This is a genomic window from Paenibacillus sp. FSL P4-0176 (assembly GCF_037975265.1).
GTDB lineage: Bacteria > Bacillota > Bacilli > Paenibacillales > Paenibacillaceae > Paenibacillus > Paenibacillus amylolyticus.
This window is the reverse complement of record NZ_CP150242.1, coordinates 5,437,917-5,457,350: the sequence shown is the minus strand read 5'-3', so window position 1 is coordinate 5,457,350 and position 19,434 is coordinate 5,437,917. Positions and strand designations below refer to the sequence as shown.

The 19,434-nt window shown below is 47.2% G+C and carries 16 protein-coding genes; 13 read left to right on the top strand and 3 right to left on the bottom strand.

Annotated features, from left to right (window positions below; genetic code table 11):
- The first annotated feature begins 275 nt into the window (after positions 1–275).
- The 3 genes from MKY95_RS25275 to MKY95_RS25265 all read left to right on the top strand — a co-directional run bounded on the left by MKY95_RS25275 (position 276) and on the right by MKY95_RS25265 (position 7,188).
- Positions 276–3,314: a beta-galactosidase gene (locus MKY95_RS25275; protein ID WP_076318742.1), complete on the top strand. Its 3,039-nt coding sequence runs from the start codon at positions 276–278 to the stop codon at positions 3,312–3,314.
- Positions 3,315–3,756: 442 nt separating this feature from the next.
- Entirely contained in the window at positions 3,757–5,103 is a 1,347-nt protein-coding gene (locus MKY95_RS25270) for a glycoside hydrolase family 43 protein (protein WP_076318743.1), read from the top strand.
- A 240-nt stretch (positions 5,104–5,343) separates the two neighbouring features.
- Positions 5,344–7,188, top strand: coding sequence for an RICIN domain-containing protein (locus MKY95_RS25265; protein ID WP_076318744.1), 1,845 nt, complete (start codon positions 5,344–5,346; stop codon positions 7,186–7,188).
- A 130-nt stretch (positions 7,189–7,318) separates the two neighbouring features.
- Here the strand turns inward: MKY95_RS25265 and solA are convergent, their stop codons facing one another.
- Entirely contained in the window at positions 7,319–8,452 is a 1,134-nt protein-coding gene (solA, locus tag MKY95_RS25260) for an N-methyl-L-tryptophan oxidase (protein WP_143781054.1), read from the bottom strand.
- Positions 8,453–8,583: 131 nt separating this feature from the next.
- On the opposite strand from solA, the gene MKY95_RS25255 reads away from it, so the two are divergent.
- The 6 genes from MKY95_RS25255 (at position 8,584) to MKY95_RS25230 (ending at position 13,220) form a co-directional block, all read left to right on the top strand.
- Positions 8,584–9,141 carry a GNAT family protein gene (locus tag MKY95_RS25255; protein WP_076318746.1) on the top strand — a complete coding sequence of 186 codons (558 nt, stop codon included), beginning with the start codon at positions 8,584–8,586 and terminating at the stop codon, positions 9,139–9,141.
- 110 nt (positions 9,142–9,251) lie between these two features.
- Positions 9,252–10,007, top strand: a complete 756-nt coding sequence (locus MKY95_RS25250) for an exodeoxyribonuclease III (protein ID WP_076318747.1) — start codon at positions 9,252–9,254, stop codon at positions 10,005–10,007.
- 233 nt (positions 10,008–10,240) lie between these two features.
- The gene (locus tag MKY95_RS25245) at positions 10,241–11,224 is read left to right on the top strand and encodes an alpha/beta hydrolase (protein WP_076318748.1); all 984 of its coding nucleotides are present in this window, start codon (positions 10,241–10,243) and stop codon (positions 11,222–11,224) included.
- 47 nt (positions 11,225–11,271) lie between these two features.
- The gene (locus MKY95_RS25240) at positions 11,272–11,418 is read left to right on the top strand and encodes a hypothetical protein (RefSeq protein WP_165790037.1); all 147 of its coding nucleotides are present in this window, start codon (positions 11,272–11,274) and stop codon (positions 11,416–11,418) included.
- Between the two features lie 32 nt (positions 11,419–11,450).
- Positions 11,451–12,029, top strand: a complete 579-nt coding sequence (locus MKY95_RS25235) for a hypothetical protein (protein ID WP_076318749.1) — start codon at positions 11,451–11,453, stop codon at positions 12,027–12,029.
- A 207-nt stretch (positions 12,030–12,236) separates the two neighbouring features.
- Positions 12,237–13,220 carry a diaminopimelate dehydrogenase gene (locus MKY95_RS25230; protein WP_076318750.1) on the top strand — a complete coding sequence of 328 codons (984 nt, stop codon included), beginning with the start codon at positions 12,237–12,239 and terminating at the stop codon, positions 13,218–13,220.
- 157 nt (positions 13,221–13,377) lie between these two features.
- Here MKY95_RS25230 and MKY95_RS25225 read toward each other — a convergent pair whose 3' ends face one another.
- Together MKY95_RS25225 and gdhA are read right to left on the bottom strand one after the other, a co-directional pair.
- Complete coding sequence (locus MKY95_RS25225; protein ID WP_076318751.1) at positions 13,378–14,232, bottom strand: pentapeptide repeat-containing protein; 855 nt, start codon at positions 14,230–14,232, stop codon at positions 13,378–13,380.
- Positions 14,233–14,387: 155 nt separating this feature from the next.
- Entirely contained in the window at positions 14,388–15,773 is a 1,386-nt protein-coding gene (gene gdhA / locus MKY95_RS25220; protein WP_174806476.1) for an NADP-specific glutamate dehydrogenase, read from the bottom strand.
- A 389-nt stretch (positions 15,774–16,162) separates the two neighbouring features.
- On the opposite strand from gdhA, the gene MKY95_RS25215 reads away from it, so the two are divergent.
- The 4 genes from MKY95_RS25215 (at position 16,163) to MKY95_RS25200 (ending at position 19,396) form a co-directional block, all read left to right on the top strand.
- Positions 16,163–16,636: a GreA/GreB family elongation factor gene (locus MKY95_RS25215; protein ID WP_076318752.1), complete on the top strand. Its 474-nt coding sequence runs from the start codon at positions 16,163–16,165 to the stop codon at positions 16,634–16,636.
- Positions 16,626–17,132, top strand: a complete 507-nt coding sequence (locus MKY95_RS25210; RefSeq protein WP_036617317.1) for a cation:proton antiporter regulatory subunit — start codon at positions 16,626–16,628, stop codon at positions 17,130–17,132. The genes MKY95_RS25215 and MKY95_RS25210 overlap by 11 nt, the downstream gene beginning before the upstream one ends.
- A gap of 3 nt (positions 17,133–17,135) precedes the next feature.
- Entirely contained in the window at positions 17,136–18,341 is a 1,206-nt protein-coding gene (locus MKY95_RS25205; protein WP_076216431.1) for a cation:proton antiporter, read from the top strand.
- A 338-nt stretch (positions 18,342–18,679) separates the two neighbouring features.
- Positions 18,680–19,396 carry an expansin EXLX1 family cellulose-binding protein gene (locus MKY95_RS25200; protein WP_036668609.1) on the top strand — a complete coding sequence of 239 codons (717 nt, stop codon included), beginning with the start codon at positions 18,680–18,682 and terminating at the stop codon, positions 19,394–19,396.
- The last annotated feature ends 38 nt before the right edge of the window (positions 19,397–19,434 follow it).

Genomic DNA, 19,434 nt, shown 5'->3' with positions numbered 1-19,434 from the left:
TCATCTGAGTGCTGGTATGAATATGAACAATATCATTTTGAACTAATCATTTACACAGAAATGGAGAGGACAGAAAAAACCTGAAAAAGCGAAGCGTTCGCCTTTATCACCGGATTTTCCCTTTGAGAAAAGGGAATCAAAAAAATCTGGGGATAACAGCGATTGGAAGGTTATTCTGTCATCGGAGTGCCAGTGTAAACATTCATTAGTTGAACTTATATTTTAAATGAATCACAGGACATATGAACCTAAATAAAGAGAAGGAGGGGATAACTTTGACAGAGAAAGCATCCCTTTTGCTGCAGGAACAGGCGAAGAACATCGCAAGGGCTGAGAACGGTGTTCTATCTGAATTAACATACGATGCACGCAGCTTTTTCCTAAACGGAAAGCGTGTATTTCTGAACAGTGCCACGATCCATTATTTCCGTATGCCAAAGGAGGAATGGCGTGAGGTTCTGCTGAAGGCGAAGCTGGCAGGCATGAACTGCATCGACACTTACTTTGCGTGGAATGTGCATGAACCGGAAGAAGGACAGTGGTCCTTTGAAGGGGACAACGATTGCGGAGCATTTCTGGATTTGTGCGCAGAACTGGGCATGTGGGTCATCGCGCGTCCGGGTCCGTTTATCTGTGCAGAATGGGATTTTGGCGGTTTTCCATACTGGCTTGGTACGAAGGACGGCGTAAAATTCCGGGAAAATAATGAGACGTATCTGAACTATGTGAATTTGTATTTTGACCGGATTGTGCCGATCATTCGGGAACGCCAGTTATCGGCCGGGGGTACGGTTATTCTCGTACAGGTGGAGAATGAGTACGGGTATTTGATGGATGACGCTGCTGCAAGTGACCATATGAATACACTGAGGGATGGATTGTTGCAACGTGGCATTGACGCTACGCTGATCACTTGCGTTGGCGGGGCGGAAGGCACAATTGAAGGGGCTAATTTCTGGTCAGGTGCTGACGGGCATTATGAGAAACTTCGAGTCAAACAGCCGGACACCCCGAAGATGGTCACTGAATTTTGGACCGGATGGTTCGAGAATTGGGGAGGGCCTTCAGCCATTCAGAAGACGGCGCCTTTGCTGGAGAGACGTATCATGGAGATTTTGCGTGCCGGGTATACCGGAATCAGTCATTATATGTTCTATGGTGGCACGAACTTTGGTGGATATGGCGGCAGAACGATGGGTAGCAGTGACATCTTCATGATTACGTCCTATGACTATGATGCACCGCTGAACGAATATGGACGGGTGACACCGAAATATGCAGTAACCAAGAATTTGTCCTATTTCGTCCATGCTTTCGGGGCCCTTCTGATGGAAACAGAGGAAATTCCAGAAGAACAGATCGTTGTACGTCATCCTGAAGGCATATCTGTACGAGGCAGACAGGCTGACAACCAGAAGATTTGGTTCCTGGAGAGTCACAAGGATGAACGCGAGACGATGCACATTACTTTGGAGGAAGGCCGTACTCTTCCCGTATCGCTGAATCCAGGACAGATTGTTCCTTTGCTGGATCGAGTACAGATTGCTGAACACGTATACCTGACTGCGGGTACGATGATTACGGGCAATGAAATGATAAATGGAGAATTGACTCTGTTCATCGTGGCGGCTGCCGGGCAGCGTTCTGTTGTTGAACTGGAAGCCGAGGTATTAAACGTCACGGGCAGTACAGTGCAAGTGCTGGTCGAACATGATTCAGCCAGGAACGTATACCGCTTCGATGTGTTCCATTTCCAAGAGCCGGGAATGATCCAATTGGAAGCAAACAGCACACCGATCCGTTTCGTCATTCTGGATCAAGAAACGATGAATCGAACATGGCGATTGGAAGCAACAGATCAGAAGGGACTACGTTATGTGATCGGGTTTGACGACGTGGACGTGTTGCCATCTGGTCAGGTCAAGGGCATGATTACTGATCCCGATCGCACAATTACGCTGCTTGGTGACTGGACCGATGGAGAACAAACGTTAACAGGTCACGAGTTTCTCGTCAGTCAGGAGTCCATCGCTGGAATACAGCAGCAGCTTCCGTGGACATTACCGAGTGCGCCGACATTGTCTGATTCTCCAGAGTTGTCACGTGTTACGTTAAGAGCGAAGCAGCGTCCGGCGAGTGGACAACCCGAAGACTTTTCCCGGTACGGACAAGATTTTGGTTATCTATTGTACGAATGTGATTTCGAGAGTTTAACCGAAGGAATTACCAGTCTCATTTTACCGGATATACAGGATACCGCCAGAATCATCGTTAATGGTGTTCAGCAAACATTAGTGCGTCAGGTAGGTGCCGCTGGAGTACAGTTGCAGGTGGCCAAAGGGAAAAATATACTTCAGATTCTGGTGCAGCATATGGGCAGATTGAACTTCTCCCCGTATTTGGGTGAGAGCAAAGGTCTGGCTGGTGCTGTGTATCTGGATGGCAAGGTTCAGGATATTCGTCGGGATTGGCGTATGGAGCGTGGACTTGTGCATCTCGATGAGGTGAACTCTATACATGGGGCGCCACTTCTGAGCAGAAGTTTTACGCTGGATGGCATGGATCGGGCGATTCTTGTGGGTGCTTTGAGTAAAGGTCTTCGTATCAATGGTATCGAAGTTCCGATGGAAGGATATCAGGATTGGTTTGCCTTCCAGACGTTAGACATCTCCTTGTATATCAAGCCCGGAGAGACGAATACACTGGAAATGCCGTATAGCCGCTCTTCGCTGAATCGACTGGAACTGATCACATATCCGAGTCAGGGAGAACTGAAGGATTGGCGTATGGCGGGGACGGATGCATTGCTTCCGCAACAATGGGAGAGCTACGAGGTAGGACCGGAATCGATCCATCCTGGAGCACAGGGGTCAATCCAGCGTGCAGGACAGCCTGGTATCGCCGCAGGTGGCAATTGTACTGCCAATCTGGTGCCCCACACCACGAATGAATCGGTTAATCGTGCTACATTGAGTGAGAAGTTTCACCCTGTATCCAATCATACTCTAGTCAGAGGATCGTATGGTCAGCCGGTCTGGTACCGCTGGCGTTTCGCGAAACCTACTATTTCCGAGCATCATAAAGTGAACCTGATGCTTCGCCTGACCGGGATGAGCAAAGGAACCATTCACCTGAACGGACATCATCTGGGCCGTTACTGGCAGATTGGTCCGCAAGAGGATTACAAAATTCCAGTAGCTTGGCTACAGGAAGAGAATGAATTACTTTTGTTCGATGAAGAAGGCAGAACACCAGAACGTGTACGATTCCTGTTGGATGCGTTATCCCGTTATCCGTGGGTTGTGGTGGAATAGTTCATGCATGGATCGTTAGCTGTCTTACTGATCCAACTATAGTTGAGAACAATAACTGGATCGAGATAGTTCGAGTTGGGCGCAGCATTTCACCTTTTTTACTACAGTCACACTACCTCATTTTCTTAGTCAAATAACTCGAGCTTGTGAATCTTTGGATTCAGTCTTGCGGAGTGAATTAGCTAAGGGAATGGGGGAACTGTGGTGATCAGGTTGGTACAACGAACTAAGGTAACACTTGTAGTTTAATTAATTGTAACCGTTTACATATATAAAGAGTGTTCATCCATGATCTTTGAAGGGAGTGATGCTTCATGTAATTGGAATTTGAACAGGTAGTCGTGAGGTGTTGCTCATCAGTGGCAGTCCCAGGTACGCTTTGTCATTGGTAATACAGTAAGGTATTCCTCTGTTCATCACTCATGAATAAGGAGATGACCCAATGTTGACGAAGAAGGAAGAGGGAATAGGAATAGGAGTAGGAAAGTCCAAAGGTTTCAAGGCCGGAATGATTCTGCTGCTTGGAACATTGCTTCTATTAACGATGTTATTCCCCAATACAGCCAGAGCAGCAACAAGTGTATATACGATATCCGCTTTTACGAACACAAGTGAGTCCAATATGTATATCTATGAATCCTATAATGCGACCCACTATGGTTTGCTAAAAGGGCCAGCCTATACACCTCCGGCCGATCTGATCCGCGATCCCAGCATCATGAAGCACACAGATGGTCTATATTACGTTGTTTACACCACGAACTGGTCGGGTAACACCATCGGCATCGCCTCCAGCCCGGATAAGGTAAACTGGACATTTGTCCGTAATATTACATTATCCACACCTACCACAATTGCACACACCTGGGCACCAGAATGGTTCAAAGACAGCAACGGCAGTCTGAACATTATCGTGTCCCTCTCACCAGGCAACTATCAGAATTTCAAACCTTATGTACTCACAGCTTCAGGTAGCAATCTAACATCTACCTCATGGTCTGCACCTACTGAACTGGCAGGCATTGCTCCCAATTATATCGACACTTTTATCGTGAAGACAGGCTCAACCTATCATGCTTTTACCAAGAACGAGACCACCAAATACATTGAATATGCGACAGCAACCTCGCTAACAGGTCCTTATACCTTTAAAGGTACAGGGGATTGGGCAGGTTGGGGTTCTTGGGTGGAAGGTCCGGCGCTTGTTCAGCTGGATAATGGTTCATGGCGAATCTACTTTGACGGCTATGCAACACAAAAATATTATTACAGCGACTCTGCTGACAACTTCCAGACTTGGGGTGCCAAACAAGAGATTGCAGGTCTTACCGGACTCGTCCGGCATATGACCGTATTGAAAGAGTCCGGACAACCGGGGGATATCCGCAAGTTGGAGTCATTCAATGTACCAGGCAGCTTCATTCGTCATTACAACTATCAGGCACGGATTGATGCCAATGTCAGTCCGGCGGAAGATGCACAATTCCGTATCGTTCCTGGGCTGTCAAATGCAACAGGCATTTCGTTTGAGTCCATGAATTATCCGGGTTATTTCCTGCGCAATAATAATGGCAACATCACACTCGTGAAAAATGACGGCAGCGCTACGTTCCGAAATGACGCCACGTTCAAACGTGTAAGTGGACTTGCTAACGCTAGTTGGACATCGTATGCCTCGTTTAGTAACCCGAACCTGTATCTGAGACATTATAATAATGTGCTGAAACTGGAAGCTGTTGTTACCGCACTCGATAAGTCAGACTCGACCTTCCGAGAGGTTGCACAATGATTGGTGTTTGTGTTCCGGAAAATACAAATATACATTTACACGATAACGGAGAGGTCAGAAATAACTTGAAGAAGCGAAGCGTGCGCCTACAAGCTTTCTGAAAGAAAGCTACATCGGAAGCATACGCTATCCCCGGATTTCCCCCTTTTAGAGAATAATTAAAAAAATCTGGGGATAACAGCGATCGGAAAGTTGTTCTGACATCGGAGTGCAAGTGTAAATTCATAAGGAGTGAAGCGGATGAAGTGGTTAAAACGAATGAGCTCGCTGCTGCTGGTAGGAAGTCTGCTAACAAGCAGTTTAGGTCTGGGCACAGAGGTATCTGCTGCAGGAGCCTATACGGCTGTTGCCGATCCATCGAAGCAATATCAGACGATGGAAGGATGGGGGACATCCCTCGCGTGGTGGGGCAAAGTGGTTGGAGAATATTCCAATCGGGATGAGTATGTGGAGAAAATGTTCAACGCGAATACCGGACTCGGGCTGAATATCCTGCGGTACAACATTGGAGGCGGGGATAATCCATCGTCCAATATCCTTGAATATCGCAAAGCCGTTCCTGGTTACCAGCCTTCTCCCGGCGTGTATGACTGGAATGCAGATGCAAACCAACGATATATGCTGCAAGCTGCCAAAGCTCAAGGCGTGAATGTCATCGAAGCTTTTGCGAATTCCGCACCTTACTGGATGACGATCAGTGGTAATGTGTCCGGTTCGGCCAATGGTGGTAACAACCTCAAGCCCGATTACTACGATGATTTTGCCGATTACTTAACTGAGGTTGTGAAGCATTTTCGGGATAACTGGGGGATCACATTTGATAGTGTAACTCCGCTGAATGAACCGATCTCGACATGGTGGAAGCAGGGCAATGACCAGGAGGGCATGCACTTTGACCGTGCGGATCAGAACACAATTCTGAGTCAGGTACAAGCTTCGTTGAATGCAAAGGGCCTGTCCACAAAGCTGAGCGCACCGGAAGAATACAGTATCGATGATACCGATGTGTCGTTCAACAGCTACAGCAATGCGGTTAAATCAGCGATCACTCAGATCAACACCCATACGTATGGCGGAAGCAATCGTACTGCTTTGCGCAACACAGCGACGTCTGCGGGCAAACATCTGTGGACCTCGGAATATGGAGACGGAGATGCAAGCGGACTTACGATGTCACGGACCATCCTCAAGGATATTCGCAATATGGGCGCAAGTGGATGGGTGTATTGGCAAGCCGTCGATAGTGCAGAAGGATGGGGATTCTTCAAGAACGTGTTGAACAATACACAAACGACCAGTTACACCGTGAACCAAAAATACTATGTCATGGGCAATTACAGCAAGTTTATTCGTCCTGGATACAAGATTATCGGCATGAATGATGCCAATACCCTTGCAGCCTATGATGCAGCCTCCGGCAAAGTTGTGCTGGTAACAACCAATTCGGAATCGACGGATACAACGGTAACCTATGATCTCAGTCGTTTTACGAACACAGGCACGTCTGCTCAAGTATATCGGACCTCTTCAACAGAGAAGTTGCAGCAACTGACCAATATTTCGGTGCAAAACAAAACCTTTACCGCTACGGCCAAGGCCAATTCGGTCACAACCTACGTCATTTCCGGTGCAACTTACAATGGCGGTACAGGATATGAATCCGGGGCCATCTACAAATTAATCAACCGCAACAGTGGACTTGCACTTGATGTTAACGGTGCTTCTTCTACGGGTGGGGCAACAATCATTCAGTGGAATGATAATGGAGCAGCCAACCAGCAGTGGAAGCTGGAGTCGGCAGGTAACGGATATTACAACATCCGCAATGTGGGCAGTGGGCTTTTGCTGGATGTGAATTCGGGTTCTACACAAGGCGGAGCCGCTCTGATTCAGTGGCAGGATAACGGGGGCAACAATCAGCAATGGCTGCCAATTGATGTGGGAGGATATGTGGTACTTGCGAATCGAAACAGTGGCCTGACAGTTGACATCAATCAGGGTTCTCTGACCGCAGGTGCCTCCACCATTCAGTGGGCCGACAATGGCGGGGCCAATCAGCAATGGAGCCTAGTCAAAGTTAATTAGTGTGAGTACGCATGAATTAAACGTTATTACGTGTCCTTTTTTCTTGGAGGTGCAGTGCTCTAAGCAACACTGCACCCTCAAGGAAAGTAGCAATTTTAGACATACATATATTCATCCATCCAGCTGGTACTTAACGAAAACGGGATAATGCAAACCTTCCAATATCCTGATCCGTGTGCCCCGTTTGCACCAAGTCGGATAGAATCTGCCCAATGGCACTTGCAAACTTGAAGCCATGACCGGAGAAACCGCCTGCGAGCCACACACGTTCATGGGCAGGGTGTCGGTCGATAATAAAATCTTCATCCGAAGTGAATTCATACTTGCATACACTACCACGCTTCAATGCTCCTGCTGCCTGAGGCATGTGAAGTTCGAGCAGCCTGCGCAGATCCCCCTCGTCCGTTTCTTCCGTACCAAAAGGAGCCATTGTACTTCCTGGTGTCCACACCTGACCCGTATCATGACGACCCATCTTCAGACCTGATCCGCCAATGCTTGGAAATCCATAATATGTACCTTCTTTTCCTGCCAGTGTAAAACCGGGGAAGTGTGCCTCGCCATACAAGGCTTCTGGTGCATCAAACCATCCAACCGTTTTACGTACAGCCTGGATCGGGAGATCCACGAAAGGTTTCAATGTCTGAAACCAGGCGCCAGCGCTCAGGATGATTTGATTTGCATGGTATGTCTCACCACCTGAAGTCTGAACTGCAACGGAATGTGGTCCGTATTCGATATGCTCCACAAGCGTGTGCGTTAACAAGGTGGCACCGTGAGTTTCGGCTGCCTTGCGGAAGGCACGAATACAGGGTTCGCTATACAGATAACCGGCATCAGGCTCATACATACCCTCGTAATGTTCAGGTATTGTAATGCCTGGCCAGCGTTTCATCACCTCGGCTGCGTGCAACGTTTCATACCGAATACCTGCATCATCTGCATGGCTCAATCGGTTGTGGAAGGAATGAGTCTCCGGATCAACCACATTTATTACACCGGAAGGAACAAACAGTTGGTCTCCGGTCGTTTCCTCCAGCTCGTGCCATAACTTCTGTGCAAGTAATGCCATGGCGATATAGTCAGGTCCACCACTGTACACATGGCGCATCAGTCTGCTATCCCCGTGATGACTTCCTTCCGTATGCGGAGGATCAAAGGCATCAATTAATAAAGTTTTGCATCCACTGCGCGATAGATAATAACCTGCACTCATACCCATGGAGCCGGCTCCAACGATAATAACGTCATATGATTGTGTAATAATAGCACGTCCTCTCCTATGTATCCTTTTCTACAGTAATGCCTTAATAGAACATATTAATAGTAAAAGCTTGATGAAGGCAAGTGTAGTAAAATGGACTTCTACAATGAATGTTGCAAAGGAGACCTCGCATGAGTGAGCAATTTAGGTTTGATCTATTTCCATTAATTCAGACAGAACGATTCATCCTCCGGTCAGCCGAGGCTGGAGACAGCCATGATCTGCTCGCGTTATATTCCGATGAAGCTGTGGTTCAATATATGCCATTCACTCCCTTTGAATCCGTGGAGGATGCACAGGGTGAGATGAATTGGTATACGAAGATTTTCAAGGAACACACGGGTTTACGCTGGATGATTGAAGACCGTGAAACTCGTAAAGTGATCGGAACCTGTGGGTTCCTGAACTATGAAGATGTACATAACCGTGCAGAGATTGGATACGATTTGCGTTCCTCTTTCTGGGGCCGCGGTGTTATGACGGAAGTGGCCCGTGCAGTGTTACATTTTGGATTCACAAGCATGCAGCTCAACAAGATTGAAGCAAAGGTTGAACCGGAGAACGAGGCGTCAATTCGCCTGTTACATAAACTTGATTTTCAACAGGAAGGTGTACTGCGGCAGCATGAGTTTGAGAAAGGCAGATATATTGACCTTGCGGTGTTCTCTAAGTTACGAAGCGAAATATAGGCAACCTAGCCCCATCAGAATTCCAATGACTCCATCTCATTCCAGAGCCGTAAGGCTTGTCCCTCTGAATGAGCCCGTGCTATATTGGAGAGATGTGAGGAGATGAGGATATGAAGCTGGTGTCCTGGAATGTGAATGGCTTAAGGGCATGTGTGACCAAAGGATTCATGGATTATTATCAGGAGAGTCAGGCGGACATTTTCTGCCTTCAGGAGACCAAATTACAAGCCGGACAGATTGAGATGGACCTGGGGGAAGATGTTTATCAATATTGGAATTATGCGATCAAAAAAGGATATTCCGGCACGGCTGTATTTAGCCGAATCAAGCCTTTATCCGTTCGTTACGGGATGGAGGAGGACAGCGAGCCGGAAGGACGGATGATTACACTGGAGTATGATGAGTTTTATCTGGTGAACGTCTATACCCCTAATGCGAAGCGGGATCTGACCCGGCTGCCTTACCGTCTGGAATGGGAGGATCGATTCCGGGGGTACATTCTGCAATTGGAGCAGACTAAGCCGGTTATCGTATGTGGAGACCTGAATGTGGCTCATCAGGAGATTGACCTGAAGAATCCGAAGCCCAATCTGGGTAATTCCGGATTTACCCTTGAAGAGCGCGGCAAGATGACCGATTTGCTTGCTTCCGGGTATGTGGACAGCTTCCGCCATCTGTATCCGGATCGTACGGATGTATACAGCTGGTGGTCTTATATGCCGAAGGTTAGAGCACGGAACGTGGGCTGGCGCATTGATTATTTTCTCGTATCCAATCAATTGGCACCTAAGGTGGCAGATGCGCATATCGACTGCCACGTGATGGGCAGTGATCATTGCCCGGTGGGTCTTACTTTGCAACTATAGGTAAGGATCGTTGTGAGATAGATTGAGGTAAGAGTTTTAGAATACAAGTATAGATGAACTGCAAGTTTCCTGAATGGGAGATTTGCAGTTTTTTTTGCGTCACAGGTAGGGGAGGGACACTGGACTTTGGTTGGGGAAAGAACTGGACTCGGGATTGTTTCAATCCCGCTATTTCTTGGGTACGATTGAAGCATACATATATAGATGAACCTTTGGGGTAAGGGGTAGAGAAGATGAAGAAGGGGTTACGGAGAGGGTTAAAAGTGCTGGGAGGCATCATGCTTGCCACAGGACTTTTGCTGCTGGCAGGTACAGCGTATGAAGCGTATCAATCCACGCAGGATATGAAGTCCTATCCCCCGCCAGGCAAGTATTATGAAGTGAGTGGTCGCAACATGCACCTCTACACCGCCGGCAAAGGAGAGGTAACCGTGGTGTTTGCCTCAGGCTGGGGTACACCCAATCCGTATGTGGATTTCAGTCCGCTATATGACAAATTGAAATCACAGGTGAAAATTGCGGTATATGATCGGTTCGGGTATGGATACAGCGACTATACGGATGACCCTCGTGATGTTGATACCATCTCGGAAGAGATCCACCAATTGCTGCGCACATCCGGTCAACGTCCACCTTACATCATGGTTGGTCACTCCCTGGGTGCGCTGGAGACACTGCGGTTTGCGCAAAGGTATCCTGATGAGGTGGCTGGCATGGTCGTGATCGATGGCGGAAGCCCGGAGTATTACAGTCGTACAGACTTGAATACACCGGAATGGATGATGGATGGGTCCCGTTTTCTGGTGAAAACAGGCATCGCACGAACATTGCTGCAATCGGATCGTATGATGGCATCTCTGGTCATTGACCCAAATCTGGTAACGGAACCGATGAAAAAAGCCGTTACGATATCCACGCTGAGACATGCGTACAATGACAATGTCATGGAAGAGGTTCGGAATTCCAGAACAAATGCAGCGTGTGTGCTTGAGAACAAAACGAAGTTTGGCTTCCCCCTGACGATCCTCACAGCCGGTTCGGAGGAGTCGGATGAGGACAGTCATGCTTGGCAGGCCGACCAAGCGAATTTTGCTTCATGGTCAAGACACGGAACACAGCTGACAGTTCCACAAGCGACACACAGTATCCACAACAGTCAACCGGATATTGTCGCCGCCGAGATCATGAAATTAGTGAAACCGTCCAGTGACCTATGAGTAACATGATTCCACAAATACATGATGAACAGGAGGAGGAGGGATGGATGAAAAAGTTTAAAGTAATCACCCGCTTCCTGTCCATTCTTGTAGTCAGTTGTCTATTGTCTCTAAGTGTATTATCTGTATCTGTGATATGGGTTAAGAATAACGTTCATGCGGTGCCTGTGATCCAGCCGTTTGAACGAGATTAGCACATAAAATGAAGAAGAAGGAGTGGTAACAGATGGTGAGTAGAAGGAAATATGTATTGGCCTGTGCCGCACTGGCGATGATGGTGGCCCTGAGTGCTTGCAGCAGCGCGGCAGATGAACCGAGTGATACGGAGAAGGTGGACACTGAAGCTTCCTCCGGAACTGGTGAACAAGCGACTAATGAAGGTGCAAGCGAAGCAACAACAAGTACAGTGACCGAGACGGAGGGTACGACTGCACCAACCGACTCGGATTCAGATCGTGTTGAGGAAGCGACTGCTGGAACCAATGAGTTGCCGGAGAACTTGCCAAGTGATTTCCCATTGCCGGAAGATGCTACGATTCGTTTAGCCAATTCTGGTGAGAATGAAGGCAAGCAATCGGCCATGGTGATTTTCTCCACTGAACAAGATATGAAAACCGTATCCCAGCTGTATAAAGATTACTTCAACGCCAAAAAGTTGACGGATGCAGGTCAGACGATCGATGACAAAAATATTATCATTCAGGGAACCGATCCGGAATCGCAGGATGTCTGGTCCTTGATTGGAGGAACATTGGCGGGACAGGAAGGCGTCATTGAACTGACGTTGACCTGGACAGAATCATAAGCAGAAGATAAGGGCTACTTTTCTTTCCTGCTTTTTTTTCTTCCTAAAATAACGATTGAACGCCATAATACCTTGCATACGGAGCCGCATTATTGCTGCACCGCTGCAAGGTATTTTTATTTCGAACTGGAAACCTGACAGGTTACATGTTATGTTATATCATTATAAACAGAGTAATAGACAACTATAGAAGAAGACAGGAGAGGATTGAACATGATTAGAGTGGGTATTGTTGGTTACGGTAACTTGGGTAAAGGTGTAGAGAAAGCCATTTCCCAGAACGAGGATCTGGAACTGATTGCTGTGTTTACACGTCGTAATCCGGAGCAGATGGTCGCTGAAAGCACAGAAGTACGTTTTGAGCATATCTCTGCAGCGGAGCAATACATAGGCAAGGTTGATGTTATGATCCTCTGTGGTGGTTCTGCAACCGACCTTCCAGAGCAGACACCAGCCATCGCCAAGTTGTTCAATACGGTAGATAGCTTCGATACACATGCGAAGATTCCTGAATTCTACAAGGAAGTTAATGCTGCGGCAGAGCAAGGCGGTCACGTAAGTGTCATTTCCACAGGTTGGGACCCAGGCTTGTTCTCCATGAACCGTCTGCTTGCACAGTCCATCTTGCCAGAAGGAAAAGAGTACACGTTCTGGGGCAAAGGTGTGAGCCAAGGCCACTCGGATGCTATTCGTCGTGTTCCAGGTGTTAAGGCGGGTGTACAGTATACTGTACCTGTTGAAGAGGTAATCAACCGCATTCGTGCAGGGGAGACACCAGAGCTGTCTACACGCGAAAAACATCTGCGTCAATGTTATGTGGTAGCAGAAGATGGTGCTAATCAGGATGAGATCCGTGAGACGATTGTGTCGATGCCAAACTATTTTGCAGATTACGATACAACGGTAACGTTCATTAGCGAAGAAGAATTGAAATCCGAGCATGAAGGTATGCCGCATGGTGGATTTGTAATTCGCAGTGGGGTTACAGGTGCTGGTCAAAAGCAAATTATTGAATTTGGTCTGAAACTCGACAGCAATCCTGAATTTACAGCAAGCGTACTTGTAGCGTATGCAAGAGCCGCACAACGTTTGAGCGTGGAAGGACATAAGGGAGCGAAAACGGTATTTGATATTCCGCTCGGTCATTTGTCTCCAAAATCGGCTGAAGATCTTCGCCGCGACTTGTTATAATTCTGATTCGTTCCAGTGATTTTATAGAAACAGCTCGTCCTTGGATGTATAGGACGAGCTGTTTTTTGCTGTTGCTGTATAGGATTCATACATTCATATGAATTGGCAGGTACTATATTGCCTGTAGCTCTGCTCATGTTCTTGCGGAAATGGCACCCTACACCCAGTGTGAGGGAATGTTAAGATGATCCGGCAACTTGGTATTCACATTACCTTTGGCTGCATTAATCTGGGATTGCGTCAGGAAGATGCCACCTCTCAGGTCTGCATCGCCCAGATCCGTATCCCGCAAGTCCGCGCCAATCCAATCCGCATTTCTTGTGTCTGCATTTCGGAGATCGGCTGCGATCATTAAAGCCCCTCGGAAGCTTGCGCCCCGCAGGTCAGTCCCTTTTAAATTGGCACCAAAAAAGTCACTTCCGGTACGTTTTTTACTCTTCTTCGACTGCCCTTGTCCTTGAGCGGTGGGTGGCACATTCGCGCGTACCATCTCACTTGCCTGGACCAAGAGTTGATTCACACTGGACCGATAATTGGCGATGTCCAGACGGAGGAGTGCCGCAGGCTCCAGATTGCTCAAGCGCTCAACCTCCTCATATAACTCACCAAATGCCGAGTGAAGGGATGACGTCTCCGGTCTCATCATCATTTCCTTCATATAACTGAGCAACTCGTGAAGTTGTCGCAAGGCAGGCAGACAATCGAACATCTCGTTTGCAGACTCTGGATGATCACGCCAATCTTTGCCCGCGTAGGTCACTTGGGACAGCTTCTGTCCAGCTCCGAAACAGTCGTATACCGTGCAACCTTTAAACCCTTTCTGCCGAAGCTGGGTATGGATACCGCAGCGATTGTCCGTGCGCAGATTGGGACAGGGTGTGCCGCTGGCTTTATCAAAAGCAAAGTCAGATGACTTGCCATAGGGCAAGGCAACACAGCACAGGCCAAAACATTGCTCACAGTCTGCGCTAAGATGAGGACTCGCAGTGCTGGCAAATGGTTGGTTAGACAATGTAAACACTTCCTTATAATAGTACAAATAGATGGAATTACGTCAGTACCACTTTACCATTGCATTGCGTTTAGAGCAATTGAAGACAAGGAAAAAAGGGCAGTTACCCAAATGGATGGGAACGCCCTTTGATCGTGGAGAATCACGTATTTAAATTAAACTACACCTTGAGCAATCATGGAATCCGCTACCTTGAGGAAACCGGCGATATTCGCTCCGGCTACGAGGTTGCCTTCACAGCCATACTCTTCAGCAGCTTCTACACAGCTGGTGTAGATGTTCTTCATGATGTCATGCAGCTTGGCGTCTACTTCTTCAAATGACCAGGACAACCGCATGCTGTTCTGTGACATTTCAAGAGCAGACACGGCTACACCTCCGGCATTAGCCGCTTTGGCTGGACCGAACAGCACGCCTGCACCGTGGAAGACGTCAATGGCAGCCAGGGTGGAAGGCATATTCGCCCCTTCGCCAATGGCCTTCACGCCACCTTTGATTAGAAGGGCCGCAGCTTCTTCATCGATCTCATTTTGCGTTGCACATGGAAGAGCAATATCACAAGGGATAGACCAGATGCCTTCACAACCTTCGGTATATGTAGCATGCGGGTGTTCTTTGATGTATTCGCTGATGCGAAGACGATCAACCTCTTTCAGACGTTTCACGGTATCCAGGTTGATGCCTTGTGGATCGTGTATATAGCCACCTGAGTCACTACACGCCACGACTGTAGCTCCAAGCTCCTGTGCCTTCTGAATGGCATAGATGGATACATTACCAGAGCCAGAGACAACGACTGTGCTGTCTTGGAAGCTGAGCCCTTTGGATTGCAGCATCTCCTTCACGAAATACACACAGCCGAAGCCAGTCGCTTCCTTACGTGCCAAGCTTCCTCCGTACAGCAGTCCTTTACCTGTCAAAACGCCTGCCTCATGCCCGCCATGGATACGTTTGTATTGGCCGAACATGTAACCAATTTCCCGTGCACCTACACCAATGTCACCTGCTGGTACATCGGTATCGGAACCAATATATTTGTAAAGTTCAGTCATGAAGCTTTGCGTGAAACGCATGACTTCCAGATCCGATTTTCCTTTGGGATCGAAGTCGGAACCGCCTTTACCACCGCCAATGGGCAGACCGGTCAAAGCATTTTTGAAGATCTGTTCGAAGCCAAGGAACTTGATGATGCCCGAGTATACAGAAGGATGGAAGCGAAGTCCGCCTTTGTAAGGGCCAATCGCGCTGTTGAATTGCACCCGGAATCCACGGTTAACCTGAACTTTGCCCTGATCATCTACCCATGGGACACGGAATGTGATTACACGTTCAGGTTCAACAAGCTGTTCCAACAGACTATGGTTCTTATACTTGGGGTGTGCTTCAATAACAGGAATAAGGGAATCCAGAATTTCTTTGACAGCCTGATGGAACTCATCTTCGTGCGGATTTCTGGCGACAACCGACTCATAAACGGAATGAACATATTCTGCGGCAGTAACTTGAACGGACTCTGTAGTTTCTTTTGTTATCGTGGACACTTTTTCGATGCACTCCTTTATTGTGTTAAAGTCTGTAGAGGCTTATTTGCATAAATTGAATAAAAGTTTGTAGTTAAATATACAGGAAAGCAAATAAAAATACGAGAAGAAAATTCATAAAATGTTTTTTATGCAGTAATTAAAATGTTCTATGGATCTACCATATGATGTGAAGAATTAAGTTATTAAATGGAAGATATGACCACAAATGATAATAAAAAAGCAAGTTAGACGAATATACTGGATTAAAATATTAGTTTTGGTAAGATGGTAAGAAGGTCTCGTATCCCGGGGTCTTTTTTAAAATAAAAAGGAGGAAAACAAGATGATGAAGAGAAACATGCCAATCAACATGGAGAACAAGGCTTGTATAGGGGGTGAAATTTATTATGAACCATAGGACCTCCCGCCATAATTGCAGAGAGAAGCTGGTGAGCCAGCTATTTACATTCGGTGAAGAGAAAAGAACATTTCTCGACGCCTATTTCGACACGCGTGATCCAGAGCGGATACAATTGGAAAAACAATTGTCCGCATATACAGAGTATGTGGAAAAACTGCTCCTGGGTCCTGATGAAGATCTGGACTCAGCTGTATTGATCGGCAGTCATATTGATTTTGAATATCTCGATTTTCATACGTCAGATTCTTTCATGATTGTCATGCCAGAGGATACTAATCCTGATGAGGGTCGTATTTCCTTCCTCTCTCCAGTAGGGAGTCAATTACTGCTTGGCAGTAAAGGGGAAGTTAAGTCCGTTCATACACCATCAGGTTCCATGAGAATCCGCATTACGGGGATCGAGCTGAAAAGCGAAACCTTGAACGAGCCGGCGCTAGGGGGGGCAGATCATGCACTTTAAAGAGACGGACTTACCAGGGATTGGACGTAAATACTGGCTGCATACCCGTAGTGGTGAGCATTTGGTCATAGTGATTCATAACGACGAGCGACGTGACCTGTTCCATATGGAGTCAGGAGATACACCTGAAGAGGTGGGTGATATGGTATCTCTTGTCACCCTGGACGATGATGAAGCCCGGGCGGTAGCCGCTATTGTTGGTGGTATGACCTATAAACCGAAGTTTCAGGATGAGCGTGAAGTGATGCTTGAAGGGCTGTTAATCGAATGGCTACGGATTGAGCCTCACGCCGCAAGCGTAGGCATGACGATTGGTGAACTGGATATCCGTCAGGCCACGGGCGCCGTAATTCTCGCTGTTGTGACCAAGGATAAGGAGAAGCATTTTAATCCAGGCCCGGATTATGCTTTTACCGCTGGAGCTACAATTGTAGTTGCCGGTGAACGGAATCAGATCAAACATCTCAAACAATTGTTAACTGATGGACGGACTTAGCCTATGGATATGCTCATATTCGAAGTGGGAATTGCCGTTGCGCTGATTACACTTACTGGGCTGATATCTTCACGATTACGATTTTCGGTCATTCCTTTCTATATCCTGATTGGTATGGCTGTTGGACCACATGCACCACAAATTGGCATAGTGGATTTACGTTTTATCGAAAGTTCGACCTTTATTGAATTTATGGGCAGGCTTGGCATTCTGTTTTTGTTATTTTATCTGGGTTTGGAGTTCTCGGTCTCCCGGTTATTAAAGTCTGGCAAAGCCATTCTGACCGGGGGCATGTTCTATGTGGGCCTGAATTTTGTCTCTGGATTGCTGTTGGGGTGGTTCATGGATCTGCCCCTTCAGGAGACACTTGTTGTCTGCGGGATCATGACCAGCTCTTCTACAGCCATTGTAGCTAAAGTGCTCGTTGATCTGAAACGCACGGCAAACCCTGAAACAGAGATTATTATGGGCATGATCATGTTCGATGACTTGTTCATCGCGATTCATATCTCTATCCTGACCGGGCTTGTGCTCAGCGGGGCAACTTCATTCCTAAGTGTTCTGTTAGTATCGCTGTCTGCCCTGCTGTTTATTGTGCTGTTCCTGATTATTGGCAGGAAAAGCATCAAATATATTGATAAGGCACTGAATATCAAGTCATCAGAGTTGTTTCTGCTTACCGTCATGACACTGCTCTTCCTGGTGGCTGGTTTCTCGGAGACACTGCATGTAGCAGAAGCCATTGGAGCATTGATGATGGGGCTTGTGTTGGGCGAATCAAGACATGTGAGTCGGATTGAACATCAGATCATGCCTTTCAAAGATTTTTTTGGTGCAATTTTCTTCTTCAGTTTTGGCCTGACCATCGAGCCGGCTTCACTTGGCGGAGCTGTTGGGATGACGATTATTGCCGTTATTCTGACGATTGCCAGTAACTATGGTGCAGGTATGATCGCTGGCAGACTGGCTGGAATGAGCCCTAAGGCCTCATTGAATGTGGGCTTTACCCTGGTCTCGCGGGGTGAATTCTCCATTATCATGGCGAACATCGGCAAGGCCGGAGGGCTGATGGCATCCATCCAATCGTTTGCCGTGTTGTATGTGTTAATTCTGGCTGTGCTGGGGCCTATCCTGACCAAAGAATCTCCGCGGATTTACGCATCGTATGAGCGACTAAGGAAGCGGATGAAACGAAGGGAAACGGGTTGAGTCAAACGCTGTCTGTCCTAGGACAGATAGGGTATTCTGACCGTAGTGTTTAATAGGCGCCACACCATTTGGAGAGCGAAATTACTCCGGGGTGTGGCGTTTTTTTATTACGGGGAACCCATCGAATACAGCCTTGTTATTATACCTATTCCACCAAATTATGGTATGTATCCATATCTTGTGCGTGGTCGTGAATGTTCAAGTCCAGAGGCAGGACTATAGATGTGATTTGGTAGAGAGGGATTGAAAATAAGAAGTTATTATGTAAAATAATGTTATATTCAAATCTAGCAGTTGAACCAACCATTTACACGAGAACGGACGAGGAGGAATAGCTTATGAACAAGAAAAGTAGATTTCAACGGTTAAAATGGGCCGGTACAGGGATGTTGCTCAGTCTCGTATTATTTGCTCTACCTGCATCTGCCGCATGGAACGATACATATCAGGGTTACGCGACGTATACAGGCTCAGGTTACTCGGGAGGTGCGGTGTTGCTTGATCCCATCCCGGCGGACATGAAGATTACTGCACTTAATCCGTTCCAACTCAATTATAACGGTGTCAAAGCCGCTTTAGCGGGAGCCTATCTCGAGGTGCAGGGTCCTAAAGGCAAAACAACCGTCTATGTAACAGACCTTTATCCAGAAGGCGCCAGCGGAGCGCTGGATCTCTCACCGAATGCCTTTAACCTGATCGGTGACCCAAAGGCAGGCAAAATCGATATCAGTTGGAAAGTGGTCAAAGCTCCAATTCAAGGCAACGTCTCCTATCGGATCAAGGAAGGCAGCAGTCAGTGGTGGGCAGCCATTCAGGTTCGTAATCACAAATATCCGGTGCTGAAGTTCGAAGTGAAACAGAAGGATGGTACGTGGCTCAATCTTGAAAAGCAAGACTATAATCATTTCCTCGGAACTGGACTGGGCAAAGAAAAATTAAACGTTCGTATTACCGATATTCGCGGTCAGGTATTAAATGACACGATCCCAGCTCTGCCTAATGATGGGTCAGGCGGTGCATATATCGTACCGGGCAATGTACAGTTTCCCGATTGACAGATATACGGAGTTGTTATAAAAAGAAGTATGGTCAT